Origin of the sequence: Neobacillus kokaensis (assembly GCF_014656545.1) — a bacterium.
Taxonomy (GTDB): domain Bacteria; phylum Bacillota; class Bacilli; order Bacillales; family Cytobacillaceae; genus Neobacillus; species Neobacillus kokaensis.
The window spans coordinates 60,366-76,800 of the sequence record NZ_BNDS01000008.1 but is presented as its reverse complement, the minus strand read 5'-3'; the positions used below and the strand labels follow the sequence as shown (position 1 = coordinate 76,800).

11 protein-coding genes are annotated in these 16,435 nt (G+C 38.5%); 8 read left to right on the top strand and 3 right to left on the bottom strand.

Annotated elements, in window-relative coordinates; genetic code table 11:
- Positions 1-177: 177 nt before the first annotated feature.
- The 7 genes from IE222_RS11185 to IE222_RS11155 all read left to right on the top strand — a co-directional run bounded on the left by IE222_RS11185 (position 178) and on the right by IE222_RS11155 (position 11,530).
- Entirely contained in the window at positions 178-951 is a 774-nt protein-coding gene (locus tag IE222_RS11185) for a TerC family protein (protein WP_191272768.1), read from the top strand.
- A 140-nt stretch (positions 952-1,091) separates the two neighbouring features.
- On the top strand, positions 1,092-1,520 hold the full coding sequence (locus tag IE222_RS11180) for a DUF4395 domain-containing protein (protein ID WP_191272766.1): 429 nt from the start codon (positions 1,092-1,094) through the stop codon (positions 1,518-1,520).
- 407 nt (positions 1,521-1,927) lie between these two features.
- Entirely contained in the window at positions 1,928-3,166 is a 1,239-nt protein-coding gene (gene nagZ / locus IE222_RS11175) for a beta-N-acetylhexosaminidase (protein ID WP_191272764.1), read from the top strand.
- A 1,115-nt stretch (positions 3,167-4,281) separates the two neighbouring features.
- Positions 4,282-6,507, top strand: a complete 2,226-nt coding sequence (locus IE222_RS11170) for a transglycosylase domain-containing protein (RefSeq protein ID WP_191272762.1) — start codon at positions 4,282-4,284, stop codon at positions 6,505-6,507.
- Positions 6,508-7,295: 788 nt separating this feature from the next.
- Complete coding sequence (locus IE222_RS11165) at positions 7,296-10,013, top strand: DUF3289 family protein (RefSeq protein WP_223282655.1); 2,718 nt, start codon at positions 7,296-7,298, stop codon at positions 10,011-10,013.
- A complete protein-coding gene (locus IE222_RS11160) occupies positions 10,010-10,516 on the top strand; it encodes a hypothetical protein (protein ID WP_191272758.1) in 507 nt (168 codons plus the stop codon). The genes IE222_RS11165 and IE222_RS11160 overlap by 4 nt, the downstream gene beginning before the upstream one ends.
- Positions 10,517-11,383: 867 nt before the next feature.
- On the top strand, positions 11,384-11,530 hold the full coding sequence (locus tag IE222_RS11155) for a hypothetical protein (RefSeq protein ID WP_223282654.1): 147 nt from the start codon (positions 11,384-11,386) through the stop codon (positions 11,528-11,530).
- A gap of 114 nt (positions 11,531-11,644) precedes the next feature.
- Here the strand turns inward: IE222_RS11155 and IE222_RS11150 are convergent, their stop codons facing one another.
- The 3 genes from IE222_RS11150 to IE222_RS11140 all read right to left on the bottom strand — a co-directional run bounded on the left by IE222_RS11150 (position 11,645) and on the right by IE222_RS11140 (position 15,118).
- Positions 11,645-12,940 carry a hypothetical protein gene (locus IE222_RS11150; protein ID WP_191272754.1) on the bottom strand — a complete coding sequence of 432 codons (1,296 nt, stop codon included), beginning with the start codon at positions 12,938-12,940 and terminating at the stop codon, positions 11,645-11,647.
- 186 nt (positions 12,941-13,126) lie between these two features.
- Positions 13,127-13,981, bottom strand: coding sequence for a glycerophosphodiester phosphodiesterase (locus tag IE222_RS11145; protein WP_223282653.1), 855 nt, complete (start codon positions 13,979-13,981; stop codon positions 13,127-13,129).
- Between the two features lie 324 nt (positions 13,982-14,305).
- A complete protein-coding gene (locus IE222_RS11140) occupies positions 14,306-15,118 on the bottom strand; it encodes a glycerophosphodiester phosphodiesterase (protein WP_191272750.1) in 813 nt (270 codons plus the stop codon).
- A 357-nt stretch (positions 15,119-15,475) separates the two neighbouring features.
- Between IE222_RS11140 and IE222_RS11135 the strand changes: the two genes are divergently transcribed.
- Positions 15,476-16,417 (top strand): patatin-like phospholipase family protein, encoded by a 942-nt coding sequence (locus tag IE222_RS11135; protein WP_191272748.1) that lies wholly within the window; start codon positions 15,476-15,478, stop codon positions 16,415-16,417.
- Positions 16,418-16,435 lie beyond the last annotated feature (18 nt).

The window sequence follows — 16,435 nt, the reverse complement described above, 5'->3', positions numbered from 1 at the left end:
TCAGCTTCCTGCTGCTCTCTTTTGCATAATCCTTCAGATTCGTCCACTTGACGCAGGGGAATCAAGCTGCTGTACAAATTTCTCCAGTTCTAAAAATAGTTTTTTATGGTTGATGGTTAGCTTATGGGGGAATTCTATTGCTATCGAAACGGTTATGTTTAAAAAGGAGGAGAGTTGATGGAATCAATATGGCTGGAATATGCTTGGGCATTGTTAATATTAATCGGATTAGAGGGATTGTTATCGGCAGACAATGCCCTTGTACTAGCGGTTATAGCTAAGCATTTACCCGTGGATCAGAAAAAAAGAGCGATCAATTACGGAATCTTAATGGCCTTCGCTTTTCGATTTGTGGCGCTTTTTGTGATTTCATTTATTGCAAATGTCTGGCAGATACAGGCGATAGGAGCGGCTTATCTTCTTTACTTAGGGTTAAAGCACATCATTCAGGCGCGGTTCGGAAAAGATAATAAGAATATTCATAAGGACGATGCAAAGGAATCGGCAGGTAAAGGTTTCTGGCCGACTGTAGGAAAGATTGCCTTAGCTGACCTCGCTTTTGCGATTGATTCGATTCTTGCTGCTGTTGCTCTAGCCCTGGGTCTTCCCGATTCCCCTCTAGGCGATTTCGGCGGGATGGATGGAGGACAGTTCATAGTTGTCCTTATTGGAGGGATTGCGGGACTTGTTTTAATTAAGTTTGCAGCTACCTGGTTTGTCCAGCTTCTTGAAAAACGTCCAGCATTGGAAACCACAGCCTATGGTATTGTTGCATGGGTTGGCGTTAAACTGGCTGTCATTACCCTGGCCCATGAGGATGTGGGTGTCATAGATCACGATTTTCCGCACAGTACAACCTGGACCTTGATTTTTTATGGGGTATTAGTCGGTATTGCCCTAATAGGCTGGTTTGCACCAGGAAATCGAATAAATTTAAAAACAACTAAATAAGGAATAACTTCAGCTTGGTAAGGTCTCCAAGCTGTTTTTTGTTGGAAAAAACTAACGGATAAATCATCTCTTCACATTATAAAAAAATTCGAGTAAAATAAGAGTAAATCTCATAAAACAAATAGGATAGGTTGGGTTTAATGGAAAATCAATTACGTTCAGTTCCTCGTCCCCTTGTTCGAATAAATCAGTGGTTTATTGTTTTGTCTGTATTGTTAACCTGGATAACTAAGCAGGAATGGCTCCTTTTAATCCCCTTATTGGCGGGGTTAATGGGCTTATTTTTCGGATTTAATCCCATCATGCGTGTAGCGAAGCTATTTTTAAGAAAGCACCCATCACAATATATGGCAGAAGATTGGGGCCAGCAACAATTCAATCAAACCATTGCCGTCATTTGTCTCGCAGGAGGTTTCATAAGTTTTCTAATGAATTGGACCATAGCAGGGTATGTTTTCACTATTATGGTTGCGGCAGCAGCATTTATTGCCATATTAGGATTTTGCGTCGGCTGCTTTATAAGGTATCAATGGAAACAATATCAATATAGAAGATCTGTAGAAAAATAATAAACAATACGTGGACAGGAAATAAAATCAATGCCTGTCCGTTTTTATTGTCGATCTTCCAGAATCGGGCGCATTCAGGAGTGAGAAACTAGCTGGTTTACTATCGGCTATATTTACTTACTATAAATATGTACTGTTACTGTCTTAACCAGAACATAGGTTTATCATATGAACCATGTCACTAAAGAACCATTTACATAAAATTTAGTCTCTAATAAAATAAATCATAGATACATATAGTATGGAAATATTTATAAATTGCCAGCCTGCATTATTTACTTCACTAATTAGTAACTCATATCCTGAGGTGGTGAAAAACTGAAGGCGGATGCTGTTTTTGAAGATGGTGGAGCTAGGGGAATTGTATTTTTCTTCCGGCCGGTTATTTGGAATCAAGGGAGGCAACTATGAATAATATAAAAAATTGGCACCGGTTATTTTTTATTTTTACTTTTATTATGATACTAGCTCTCATCGGATGTAACCGAGCTTCCGACCATCACATGGAAGTAAATAATTCTGAAAAACCCCGGCCTGATAAAGTGACGGATCCGATAAAAGAAATAATAGATTCTATGTCGATAAAAGAAAAAGTTGGCCAAATGCTTATGTTTGGATTGGAAGATACCCAAGTCAATGATGAAACTAGAAAATTAATAGAAGATTATCATGTTGGAGGAGTCATATTATTTAAGAAAAATATATCAGGTGCTCAACAATTATTGGATCTGAATAATAAAATAAAAGAAATCAATTCCGGCCTGAACGATACTCCAATCTTTATTGCTGTAGATGAAGAAGGAGGTTTAGTATCAAGAATGCCGCCTGAAATCATCAACCTTCCAGACAGTAAAGATATAGGAGATGCGAATAATGCAGCGCTTGCCCACCAAGTCGGGAAAGCCATTGGTGAAAGGGTAAGTGCCTTTGGCTTTAATATGACGATGGCACCTGTTCTAGATATTAACAGCAATCCAGCTAACCAAGTAATTGGGGAGAGGGCGTTTGGAGATAATAAGGAAATTGTTTCAAAAATGGGGATCGAAGAAATGAAGGGCATCCAATCCAAAAACATCATTCCGGTCGTAAAGCATTTTCCAGGTCATGGCGATACAGATGTGGATTCACATTTAGGTTTACCGATTGTGAATCATGGTAAGGAGAGGCTCCGACAATTCGAATTGGTGCCGTTTCAGCGTGCTTTTGATCAGCAAGCAGATATGACGATGGTGGCACATATATTGTTGCCTGAAATTGACCGCGACTATCCTGCCTCTTTATCCAAGAATGTAATCACGAACATTTTAAGAGAAGAATTGAACTTTGATGGGGTAGTGATCACGGACGACATGACAATGGGGGCTATTACGGAAAATTATGATATTGGGGAAGCTTCCATAAGAGCCGTTCAATCAGGAAACGACATTGTCTTGGTAGCCCATGGCTATGAAAATAAAATCAATGCTGTCACCAGTTTGACTAGGGCAGTACAAGACGGGACGATAAGCGAACAGAGAATAGATGAAAGCGTTGAAAGAATTTTACACTTAAAAAAGAAATATAACGTATCAGATAGTCTGTTGGACCATATCGATATAAGCAGGATGAATCAATCATCGGAAGAAATCCTAAAGGCTCTAAGATAATTTTTCCTGAAATTTAAAACTATTAGAGCACACACTTATTCCTTATTATTTCCAATATAATTAAGTGAGTAAATGTGTGTTTTCGTTAGATCATTGACTTCTTGGATAAACGTCTCTTGGGTTTCTTTGAAGTCATTTTGAATCCAATTCTGCAGGAGTCCGTAAAAGCACTAGAGCGATAGATACTTCTATACAGCTATGCACGTTGATGCTGGTAACAATAGTCGTTAAATATAATAAAAAATTATTAAAAAGGAGACATCTTACTATACTCCGTAAGTGGTGTCTTCTTTTTTTGAACACAAGCCCCCAATATTTTCCCCTTGTAAAATCCCTTTGCTATCTCCAGTTTTCGACATTATTTTTCTATATCTGAACATCAAAAGCTAGCATTATAGCGGGATAGAGCCATTTTTACATAATCGTTTGTATGATTGACAAAAATTTCAGCTGCTAACCAAACAAAACCCTTTGGTAGAGCGTAAATGAGCATTTTCAAATAAACGTTTGTTTTCTCACCGGGATATAGGAAGAGCGAGTTTTGATCAATCTTTTTTCAAAACAAGCTTCTTCGTTTTATTCATAAGCTTCTAATCTATTGATATGGAATCAAAACTACATAAAAACAAATAATCATGATAATAAAGTTATTTTAAAAACCGTAGGCAGGCTATTCAAAAAGGAGAGCCATTTATTGATTTAATATAGCTAAAAAGTCGGTAGTTTATTCAACGAAACCATAATTTAGACTCATGCCATATTAACGTTCATCTGGTACTCTTGTAAGGTTGTGATCCATTTGATGTGTTATGAATGGAGGGATTATTTGAAGAAATTTGTGGTTTGTTATACTTTAGAGAATAATATAATACGAGAAAAAATCATAACAGCGCCCCATATGGGTAAGGAAGAAGTTATCCAAGAAATAATAGAAAAGATCGACCGACGCAAATACTTTCTTGTGAAAGGCGACCATGGTGATTATTGCATCAATCCTTCTTTAATACGTTATATCCAAGTGCATGAAAACGATAGACGGAATATTGATCTCAACATATCCGAATTGTGTTCGACATAATTCGGGTGGTGACAGGCACGACAAGGAGTGAAAAAGAATGTCAGAAGAAACCTATCAATCTCGTGAGGAACGAAAAAGGGCCGAAAAGGCAGTACAAAATAAAGAAAGAAGTAACGTGAAACCGAATAAAGGACCATTGTTGAAAAAAGGATCGATCGTAAAAAAGGTGATGATTGTCTGCTTGGTGCTGGGTCTTGTTTCAGCAGGAGCAGGAGCCATTACGTTCGCATCCATGATGAAGGGGACACCTGCATTAGACCCTTCTAAGCTGGTGGATCCACTTTCCACAAAATTTTACGATAAAGACGGAAACTTCCTATATGAATACGGGAAGGAAAAGCGGACGAAAATCACCTATGATCAAGTGCCGAAAGTGCTGGAGCAAGCGTTTATCGCCACCGAGGATTCCCATTTTTATGATCATAAGGGAATTGACCTGAAAAGGACGGCCAAAGCCATTTTCGTAAACATAACCGGAAATTTCGGATCTCAAGGTGGAAGTACAATTACGCAGCAAGTCATTAAAAACTCCTTTTTGACGCGAGAGAAGACGTTAAAGAGAAAAGTACAAGAATGGAAATTGGCATATCAGCTGGAACAAAAGTATTCCAAACAAGACATTTTAATGATGTATTTGAACAAAATCTACCTTGGACACCGCTCTTATGGAGTTGCGGCGGCAGCAATGAATTACTATGGGATTGAAGCCGATGATTTGAAAAAAATGACGCTCGCTCAGGCAGCCATGATAGCCGGACTGCCGCAGAGTCCGAATAATTACGATCCGACCAAACCGGAAAATGTAGAATCAGCGACGAATCGCCGTCACATTGTTTTACTTTCGATGCTTCGAGATGGCTATATAACGGAAAAGCAAATGAAGGAAGCGGAAAAAGTTCCTGTAACAGAGGGACTTGTTGCAAAGAACACCGAGCAAAGTATGCCTTATGAAGCATTTTTGGATGCCGCTGTGAAAGAGGTAAAGGGAAAGATGAAGGATGTCGACATCGGTGAGGATGGATTATCGATTTATACGACCCTTGACCCAAAAGCACAGAATTTTGCAGACAGAATGATGAATACCAATGAAATTATTGCTTATCCAGATGCGGATTTTCAGGGGGCATTCGTTTTCTTAGATACAAAGACAGGTGAAGTCAGGGCGATAGGGAGCGGGCGAAATGAATTTAAGTCCCAATTCTTAGGCCACAACTTTGCCGTCGATATCAAACGGCAACCAGGATCATCCTTTAAGCCGATATTTGATTACGGTCCTGCGATTGAACATTTAAAATGGTCTACAGGCCATTTGATTAATGACCAGGCGACGACCTATTCAACCGGCCAGTCGATTTCCAACTGGGATCATCAATATCATGGAATGATGACAATAAGGACGGCACTGCAAAACTCTTATAACATCCCGGCGCTTCTCACCATGCGTGAAGTTGGGATGGATAAGGCAAAGCAATTTGCCGAACAACTCGGCATTAAGTTTGCCAATGACCAAGTATATGAATCTTACTCAATCGGAAGTAATACCGTTAGTCCTTTAGATATGGCAGGCGCCTACAGTGCTTTTGCCAATAATGGCATGTACAATAAACCTCATTTTGTCAAAAAGGTTGTTTTTCCGGATGGCAAAGTCGTTAATTTTGCGGGGAAATCAAAACGTGTGATGCATGATTATACTTCTTATATGGTAACGGATATGCTGCGCACAGTCGTCAATGCTGGGACAGGAAAAACGGCTAATGTCCCTGGTTTGGATGTTGCCGGGAAAACAGGTACAACCAACTTTGATTCAAAGACGAGTGCTAAATATGGATATCCAGACACTGCGACAAATGATAGCTGGTTCGCAGGGTATACACCACAATACACCATGGCTGTCTGGACTGGTTATGCTCAAAACGGCCAGGGTAACTATTTGAGCGGAGATACGACGAAAATCTCGCAGTTAATGTTTAAAGTAATGATGCAAACATTCGGAACGGACACATCCAATTTTAAACAGCCAGACAGTGTTTACAAAGTGAATAATGAACTTTATATAAAAGGTATTCCTTCTGCAGAAGTTCCACCAAAGAAAAAAATCGAGAAAGTAATAAAACATCCTATTAAAAAAGAAGAAGAAAAACATCGAAAAAAGGAAGAAAACAATCTAAAAAAAGAGGAAAAGAAACGTAAAAAAGAGGAAGAGAAGCGTAGAAAAGAAGAAGAGAAACATAGAAAAAAGGAAAAGAAAGATAAGCATGGTTAAGATAGATAGTGGCGCCAATTCTACGAACGGGTGCGTTATCCAAACTTATCAGGTAAGCTTTTTTTATCTTGGATAAGATGGTAAAAATGACTTGTAGCAAAAGACGCGTTTATTTAGGAACGCGTCTTTTTCGTTAAGTAAAAGGGAACAAGAGATTGCAAATTTTAATCCAATCTCAAGACATTCTTCTTTGTACAATCTTGATCTGTAGCCTTAATCGTAAGATACTACGGAACGGAAGGACTATATATAAAAATCCAAATATGGTAAATTATCCCCTTAAAAACCGAAGATAAATAATCTAAACTAAAAACTGGTTCAATTATTAAGTATGGAAATTGTTTCCACCAATAAGTAAGTATGACGATGACTGAACTTGAATGTACCCCATTTTCCGAATAATCTTCACTAGAAACAGCCCGATGAAGTTTTATCTTTTTATCACAAAGGCTCAAATCTCCTCAAAGACCAAAATAGTGCATCCCATTGAAGTCGTTGCAAACCATCGGCGTAACAGAAGGTCGTGAGATGACCCGGATGAATTCGACACACTTCGTCCTCCGTTACCATTAATAACGGGTAAAACCGTTAAAATATTTATCTTTATAGAGGGAGTGGATTTCATGACATAATCTCAAGAGTTTGACAATATTTCTCTGGGGGGAACCACGATATCAAATCCTTCAATCATGAAAAAATTATATAACTCTACCAGAGTAACTGCATGCCGCTTCTCGCCATATAGTGATATTTTGATAGGTTTAGTGAATAGTTTATAGGAGGTTTTCATGATGAAAAATAAAGGAAAACGTATGTTGAATGTTTTACTAGCCTCTGCAATTGTTTTCGGCGCATCCGGGCAAGGGGCGGCCGCTAAGGGTAATAATAATGGTAATCAAGGGAAAAACAAGAATGCTAGTGAGCAAAATGTAAAACAGTGGTTAAGTGAATATGAATTCTATGAAGATACCAGAGATGGAAAAATCTACGATAAGGTTGCAGTAAATGAACTAAAGCGTTTCGCCAAAGTCCTAAAAGATACGAATGCTAAGTTTGATGCCACGGGACTAGAAGGGGAATTTAAGAAAAACGGTGGCTTGAAGCAAAAAGGTATGAATGACCTGGATACGTTTGAACAATTGATTAACGAATATGAACAAGCAGTTCAAGAGGAGTACATAAAAGGCGTAGTTCTAAAAAGCGACCGGCTCCTGGACATCAAACATAGATTAACAGGTTATCTATGGGGATATGCATCCAAAAACGACTTTAATGAACCAACCGAAGTATTACTTGCCGATATCCTGTTTAATTTTTATTTATCGGATAAAATTGTCAATAAAAATGCAATCGGCATCTTAACGGATATCTCCGATCATGCAGATCACAAAGGAAATAAAATAAAAGCTCATGTGAATAACGCGGTGAAAATGTCTGAAAAAGGGAATGAATTTCTAGAAAAAAATCTAGCCGTCCCTGCATCAAAGTCCTATCAAAATGCCTATAAACAAGTGTTATTCGGACTTGAAAAAGCCGGCTACTCCTTTAATAAGGAATTCTTTGAATCTGCCTCTGACACGGATGGTGACACGATAAAGGATGGAAAAGAATTCCTAAATGGGATGAATCCATATAAAAAGGATACAGATGGTGATGGATTAAAGGACAATATTGAATATGCAGTTAACTCAACTATTTCCCCAACAAAATATGATACAGATGGTAACCGCATAAGTGATGCAGATGAAGATATCGATAAAGACGGCCTGAGTAATAAAGACGAGCAAGCTTATAAAACCAATTTGATGAAGGGAGATTCAGACCAGGATGGTTTAACGGACGGATTTGAAGTACATGAGTTTAAATCATCACCTAATAAGTACGATACAGATGGCGATGGGTTAAGTGATGGAGATGAATATGCTTTAAAGACAAATCCCAATGCTGCAGACAGCGACAAGGACGGAATAGAGGATTCACAGAAAGCCTATAAACAATCGATTCGTAAATCATTGATTCGGCCTGGTCAATCGGAAATTAAAAGTGTAGAAGTTGAGTTTAGTGCAAAGGGTAATATTGCGCAAACGACTAGAATCAGCAGCACAAACAATATGAAAACAACGAAGTTACACGGTATTATTGGTGCTCCAGTAAACATCACAACAAAATCAGAATTTGAGAAAGCAAGCATTACGTTTACGTATGATGAAGCGAAGCTAGGAAACACGTCGGAAAATAATCTAGCCATCATTTGGTATGATGAAAAGGAGGAAATGTATAAAAGCCCCGACGCTGTTTTAGATGCAAGTAAGAATACAATAAGTGTGGAAACGACTCACTTTGGTGAATATGTAGTGGTGGATAAGACAAAATGGCTCGAGCTTTGGAATAAGAAAATAGACTACCCAGTGACGAAGAGTGTAAAGGCAACGAAAACAGGCGGGGAGTACAATCAAGCGGCCGTTGATACAACAGATACAGATGGCGATGGCTTATACGATATCTATGAAACGGAAGGAATGAAAACACCATACGGTATCATCTACTCAGATCCTAACAAGAAAGATACGGACGGAGATGGATTAACCGATGGGGAAGAAATGGGTCCGTTCCAATCATTCACGGCAACCATTTTTGGCGTTACGATTCATTTTGAAGGTTTCTTTCCAACGAGTTTTCCTGACCGAAAAGATAGTGACGGAGATGGAAAACTTGATAATGTGGATTCAAGACCGTTGGACGCTAATTTTTCCGATACAGTCATTTTTCAATCAGATCGGCCAGCAGGCTATGATGAAAATGGAAATGTCGCGAATGATATGAAAACAAATGATTATACAGAAGATGAAATAAAAGACCTTAGCTGGATGTTCAGACTCCAATTACTTGAATCTTCTTTCCCAAGTATTCTCTTTTATGAGTTTGAGGATATGTCAACAAGCTTGTTTGCCACGGGAGATATGGAAGATGTGATTTTAGATATGATTGATCATTTTAGAGAGGGAACTGGTAAAGAGTATAGAAACCAGACGTTAACGAAAGAAGCAAAAGAGCATGAAACAACGAAAGCCTATGTTGAATTTGTCAAAAAGGCCTTAGTGGATGAGCTAAAGAAAAATGGAGGTAATTTGGCAGCACTTAAGTTTGATCAGAGTACAAAGAATACAAATGAATTTTATAATTATATCCAGAGAAATGCTAGCTACCCGACGTTTAGCACTTGGAATGATCGGATAGGCGGACTGACTATTACAGTAAATGATACTTGGGGGAATACGGTATCCGTAAAAGATTTTTCAGTAGAGAATAATCACTTTAAAGGAGTCATGCGTGTTCGTTTATATGATCATTTTGGGCTCGATCAGCCAGATGTAGAGAAGGTGTATAAGAACTTAGCAGGATTCCGTTCCTGGTTTGTCCTGCAGCATTTTGATGAATATAATGGGAAATATAAGCCATTTGTGACTGTAATGGAAATAGATGAACCATTTGAGGGAGAATTGTGATTAAAGTTAATCTAAAAATAATCGTTTTGATGATTTGTATACTCTTAATTGGCTGTACAAAGAATGAGGAATCAAGCGGGGAAACAAAGATTTTTGAAATCGCCAATACAGAAGAGGTCGTTGGTAAAAAGGATGAAGAAGTGGTGACGCTTAGAAAGCATTATATGATTCTAAACCCGCCAAAAGATCTAACAGAGTTAAAAAAATTAGTTGAAGCATACAGCAAGAATCATCCAGCTGCAGGTGAAATAAAAGCAATAGAAGGCAAAAGCAGGATCTTTGATCTGTCCTTTTATCGGGAAAGTGAGGATTTGCCAAGAGACTGGCAGCCTGATGAAGGGTACATGAGCACAGACAGGCTGGAGCATCATAAGAATGATCTCATTGCCTATATCGTTTGGTCAGATGCTGAACCGCAAAAAGAATACACTGTTTATGACAAAAGTAAGGAAGGAAGGGTCATGAAGCAAATGCATTTTATTGGCGATCAGCTTGTTGAGTGATACACCTAACATATGAAACAGAGATGGGGCTGGCTTCCGCTGTCAAAGGAAGCCAGTTTTTTTTGCTGTTGGTCCCTCTAAAGGCCGCTCCGCGGTAAAAAGAAGCCAGTTCTATTGACTGCGGTCCCCGCTTAAGGACTCTCGCGGTAAAAAGAAGCCAGTTCTATTGACTGCTGTCCCCACTTAAGGCCCCATCGCGGTCAAAAGAAGCTAGTTCTTTTGCCTGCGGTCCCCGCTTAAGGACTCTTCGCGGTCAAAAGAAGTCAGTTCTATTACCCGTTGCCTCCATTTAAGGCCATTCGCGGTAAAAAGAGAGCGTCTATGGGACTGTTTCTTTGATTGGAGCGATCGGTTTGTCCCATAGGCGGGTCTATGGGACTGTTTCTTTGATTGGAGCGTTCATTTTGTCCCATAGACGAGGTCTATGGGACTGTTTCTTCGATTTGAACGATCGGTTTGTCCCATAGGCGGGGTCTATGAGACTGTTTCTTTGATTGGAGCGTTCATTTTGTCCCATAGACGAGGTTTATGGGACTGTTTCTTCGATTTGAACGATCGGTTTGTCCCATAGGCGGGGTCTATGAGACTGTTTCTTTGATTGGAACGATCATTTTGTCCCATAGGCGGGGGCTATGAGAAGCCAGTTCTTTTGTCGTTATCCCCACTTTTGAATCCTTCGCAGTAAAAAGAAGCCGGTTCTATTCCCCGTTGCCCCTATTTAAGGTCCCGTCGCGGTGAAAAGAAACAGGATTTGTTAGACTTGCCCATACCTGTTAAAATAAATACAATACACTGCTAATGAAACACATCATAGAAACCCGTAGGATTGCCGATGGAGAAAAGCTGAAGGTGATTGGGGTGAAGAAGATGAAGAAGCTGTCAAGGTTGCGTAGACGTGTTCGAGAATGGCTAAGAAAGAGGAGAGAACGGAAAGAAGAGAGGTCACTCCCGAGTTTTGGAAGCCGTTTGATTAATGACCATCAGGAAAAATCGGAAAAGCCAAAGGAATATTAACAAAAAAAAGGCCGGTTAATATCTAACTGGCCTTTTGTACATATTTAAACCGACGAATTATTATATAGCACTAAATTAAATAGATTATTAATGTTGAGCTTAATATCTTAAAACTCATTCCAACACCTTGGAAAGATCGATTTCGATTCTTTCTCCTCCATAAACCGTCTTTAAATCCATGTTAGGTGCACTTACAAATATATAGGGCCACATATAATTGGTTTCATTTCCAACGTGTAAGATAACTTTTTCCTTCATAATCGATTTGGTACGCCAAACAGCAACAACCTGTGGCTTAAAGGTATTCTTACACAACTGTGGGAATTCGCATACAAGTGATAATGGCCAATGAAAGGGGCCAAGAACCCATCCGTCAATTCCATTAATCGGCCACTGGCAGCCAAAGTTCCACTCGGTGTAATGAGAGGTCATTTTTGTTGCGCGAACTTCCCAATCTTTAATCGTATTTTTTATCGTTTTCTGATAGGAGGCCTTTGCTCCATCGGACGATATTTCGAAACCAATGGTATCCTCTGTCTCATGCTCTTTATTTTCGTTATCAGGCGCAGAAGCGACCAGCACTAATTGATGATCAATCGGATTATGATTAGAATCGGTCAGTTTAAGAGAAAGCTGGGATTTATACATCATCCAGCCCCTGCTTAATATATAATCCTTAAAAGGAGTTCCAGGATTTAAAAAACCATCGGCTTCTACTATGATAAATTGATACTGTTCGCCTTCTTTTGGATTGTTAAGGGCAACGGTAACTTTAATTTCAAATTCATTGATGAATGTATTTTTTTTATCATAATAGTCAACGGCAGCGCTGGACTTAAAGTGGCGATTAAAAGTAAATTTTTTAACGAAACCCTTTATCGAATCGTCTGTTTCATTTGCTTGATTGACCTGCATTAAAATTGGAGTCATTTGTCTTAGAATAACCTCAAGCGCACTCTCTACGAAGACTTTTGCAGCCATTTCATCCTCTGTTTTAAAGATCGCCTTATCATTATCCATTGCTCCTTTACTATCTCCGGTAACACTAGTTTCTGAAAATGTTTCAGTGATGAAAGTACCATCTACCTTTTTTAATAGGAAATAGGCTTTACATTCGCCGCCCGGACTAAATCCAAAGTAGTGTAAAAGTGTATCACTTACCTCTTTTGTAACATTAAGGATCATCACTCCTCGATTCATCTCTACAAATCTGTTAAAAACAGAACTTACATTCATCACATCGTTCACATCTTTTACGTAAGTAAGTAATAAATGGAAGTCTTCAAGTTTTAATGTTTCATCTTCTTTCTTGTATTGGACAAGGGGAATATCAATAGTATTCAAAAATTGTTCAATCGGATGCTCGCCGTTTGCAGAATCATGCACAAGTACTTGAAATGGATTTGTCATTTGAAAAGACTCCTTTGAATTTAGTAAAAGAAGAAATGAAAAGTGGATTTAGTTCATTTAATTGTATGGGGCTGAATAACTGCTTAGAAGTAATAAAAAAGCCAAGAAACATTTTTTTCTTGGCTTGCTGAACAAACAACAAAGGGGAGAAAATTACTCCTCTCCCATTCGATTATACTAAAGAACTTATCTACCTTTCTTCACTTCATGAAGCAAGTCTGGGAAGTTGGTGAACATTCCTGTCACACCCCAGTCAATTAACTGCTTCATTCTTTCTTTATCATTTACTGTATATGGATGGATTTCAAGCCCGTTGTTAACGACCTTTTGTACGTATTCTTCGTTTAAATAGGTGTGGTTAGGACCTACTCCCATGGCATACTCTTTAATGGCTGCAATTTCTTCATCTGTTATTACCGCTTTTGTTTTATAAGATAGTAATTGAACTAGCTTAACAGATGGATCAAGTTTATGCATAATTTCTAAGCTTTGTGGGCTAAAAGATTGAACAAGAAGTGTCTCTTTATCGATATCATACTTATCGATGAGGCGTAAAAGTTCCTTTTCCATACCTGGATAGATTTCCGGCGACTTTGTTTCAATATAATATTCGTTGTTTTTGCCGAATTTTTTGAAGACCTCTTCAAGCGTTGGTACTTTTAACCCTGCATAATCTGGATCAGCGTATTGTGGGTATTTTTCGTTAAACCAGCTTCCTGCGTCTAATTGCTTGATTTCTGCTAATGTGTAATCCTTAACAAAGCCTGTCCCATCTGTCGTCCGATCAACTTTCTCATCGTGCATGGCGATTAATTGTCCATCCTTTGTCATTTGCAGGTCAATTTCAATATAGTCCCCGTGCATTTTTTCTCCCATGTCATAGGATATGAGAGTGTGTTCCGGAGCATGACCTGAAGCACCACGGTGTGAAACATTTAAAATATCCTTATGTTTTTCTGTCGCAAAGGCATTCCCTCCGCCAGACAAAACACCGATTCCTAAAGCAAGAGCACCAAGAGCAGGTAACCATTTTCTTCTCAATCTGAACATCTCCCATCATTTCATTTATTTGAATAGATTACTTTTTAAAAATAACAATAGAATATTAATTTTATAGAGGGGTGATGTAAAAATAATGTGAAATTTTGTAAGGAAAATTACCTAGAGGCTAGCAGGGGCCATTAGAACGATTTCGGCTGTTGAGGCCTTTTAGACCGAAGTGATGTTCATTTGCTAGATTCATTCTAGAGATTGGAAGAACCTGGTTTATTTAAAGGTGAAACCCCATCCATTTATGGATGGGGGGAGTGTCAGGAGATTTTATATTTGGGCATCTTTATAATTTACAATTATTCCATCAATGAATTAAGGTACAATGACATCTGTTTCAATCAAACGTGGATGAATTCTTTTCGCCTTTTCATAGGTTTCAGCTGTGTTAACGGAGTATACATGTAATTTTAGGCCCGCTTTTCTTATTTCTTTAGCCGTTTCTTCATCAACATTTTTAATCGATGTTGTGTAAATGGCATTTTCATATTGCTGTAACTCTTCGATATCGCTTTCTAGATTGGTTAATGCATTTCCAAGGAATGTTACAGTTGCTTCTGGGTACCATTCGTTAAATTGATCTCTAATGTCATCATTACTTAAGACAAAAAATGAATGATGTAATACTTGAGCTTCTTCAGCTTCTTCCATAAGACCGTCTACGAATTCCTTGTCATCCCAATTACCTTTTGAACCATCAAAATTGATACCAATATTGTATTTATGAGCTTCGTCAAGTACTTCTTCCAATGTTGGTACTTTATATTCTGTTACATTTCCTGCTTTGTCTTCTATCTTAAAGCTTTGAATATCTTTTAATGTCAAATCTTTAACATTCCCAGTGCCAGTAGTGGTGCGATCGATTGTTTTATCGTGCATTAAGATATAATGACCGTCCTTCGTTTGTTGAACATCAATTTCAACAAAGCCATATCCTAATATTCCAGCCTGAGTGATCGCCTCTAATGTGTTTTCAGGCGCTGCCACTTGAGCGCCACGGTGAGCACTTAACTCCATTTTGCTGCTGTTTAACCAGTTATCATTCGGCGCTGCACTTGCAGCATGTCCAAATAGAGTTGTCGCTAATACAAATGGAGCAGCAATTGATAAGATTCTTTTCTTCTTCATTTTCCACACTTCCCATTCTTTAAAAATTATGTACAACTTTACACTACAAATCTCCTTAAATTATAGGAAACAATTATTAAGAATCGATTCGGATATTATTAACATTTGGTAAACGTGTCGAATTAAGTATATTTGCAGCGATAATATTGGGGTTAAATGGGGAAGTGACAATTTCTACACCTTGGAGAAATTGTAGGGAATTGTAACCCGTGCATGAATAATATGGAAAATAAATACATCGTCGGATTTACATCACGATTTATTTTACATAGACTATAAGAGTCAGAAAATTACCGATATTATTAACTATCTTATGACTACGCAATACCATAACTCTTATCGTGAGGTGGTAAATACTTGAAGGCAGATGCTGTTTTTGAAGGTGGTGGAGCTAGGGGAATTGCTTTTGTTGGAGCGATTCAAGCAATGGAAGAGGAAAATGTAGAGTGGGTAAGGCTGGCTGGAACATCAGCGGGAGCGGTAATTGCAGCTCTTTTGGCAAGCGGCTACAAAAGCTATGAAATTAGAGAGTGTCTGAGGGAACTCGATTTTTCAAAGCTTCGAGGCAGGACGTTCATCAATCGAATTCCCATTTTCGGCATGCTCTTAGAACTTATGATTCATCTAGGTATATATAAAAACGATTATTTGGAAACATGGGTGGATTCCCTTCTTGCCAAAAAAGGCATTAAGACATTTGCCGATCTTCCAGATGGAAAGTTGAAAATTATTGCTTCTGATGTTTCGAATGGCCAAATGCTTATCTTTCCGGATGATTTGAATCGCTATAGGATGACACCTGCTGATTTAAACATTTCAACTGCCGTTATGATGAGTGCCTCACTGCCATTTTTCTACCGTCCGGTTATTTGGAAATCAAAAGGCCTTAACAAATCCTACATTTTAGATGGCGGTTTGCTTAGTAACTTCCCAATATGGTTATTTGATGCGGAAAACCCTCGATTCCCAACGTTTGGGTTCCGTTTTGTGAAGGATAAAGTTGACATAGATCCAGTTATACCAACGCCGCTCCACCTGTTCAAAAATATTTTTAAAACAATGCTTCAAGCCCATGATTTACGGCATATGAATGAAGAAACGATTGGACGTACGATTCAAATTCCGACTGGAGACATCAACGCAACTGATTTTGAATTGAATGACGATGAGATTGATTTTCTTTATAAGTCAGGCTATACTTCTGCCAAAGAATTTTTATCAAAGTGGGATTTTGAACAATACAAGGTTAAAAGAAAGGCAAAAAGGAAAGAAGAAGTAGATGTGCACGATGAAACGTAAGAAAAACATAACGCTAAC

Coding starts and splice junctions, on each gene's coding strand:
- IE222_RS11185 (WP_191272768.1), top strand. CDS start 178: ATGGAATCAATATGGCTGGAATATGCTTGGGCATTGTTAATATTAATC.
- IE222_RS11180 (WP_191272766.1), top strand. CDS start 1,092: ATGGAAAATCAATTACGTTCAGTTCCTCGTCCCCTTGTTCGAATAAAT.
- nagZ (WP_191272764.1), top strand. CDS start 1,928: ATGAATAATATAAAAAATTGGCACCGGTTATTTTTTATTTTTACTTTT.
- IE222_RS11170 (WP_191272762.1), top strand. CDS start 4,282: ATGTCAGAAGAAACCTATCAATCTCGTGAGGAACGAAAAAGGGCCGAA.
- IE222_RS11165 (WP_223282655.1), top strand. CDS start 7,296: ATGATGAAAAATAAAGGAAAACGTATGTTGAATGTTTTACTAGCCTCT.
- IE222_RS11155 (WP_223282654.1), top strand. CDS start 11,384: ATGAAGAAGCTGTCAAGGTTGCGTAGACGTGTTCGAGAATGGCTAAGA.
- IE222_RS11150 (WP_191272754.1), bottom strand. CDS start 12,940: ATGACAAATCCATTTCAAGTACTTGTGCATGATTCTGCAAACGGCGAG.
- IE222_RS11140 (WP_191272750.1), bottom strand. CDS start 15,118: ATGAAGAAGAAAAGAATCTTATCAATTGCTGCTCCATTTGTATTAGCG.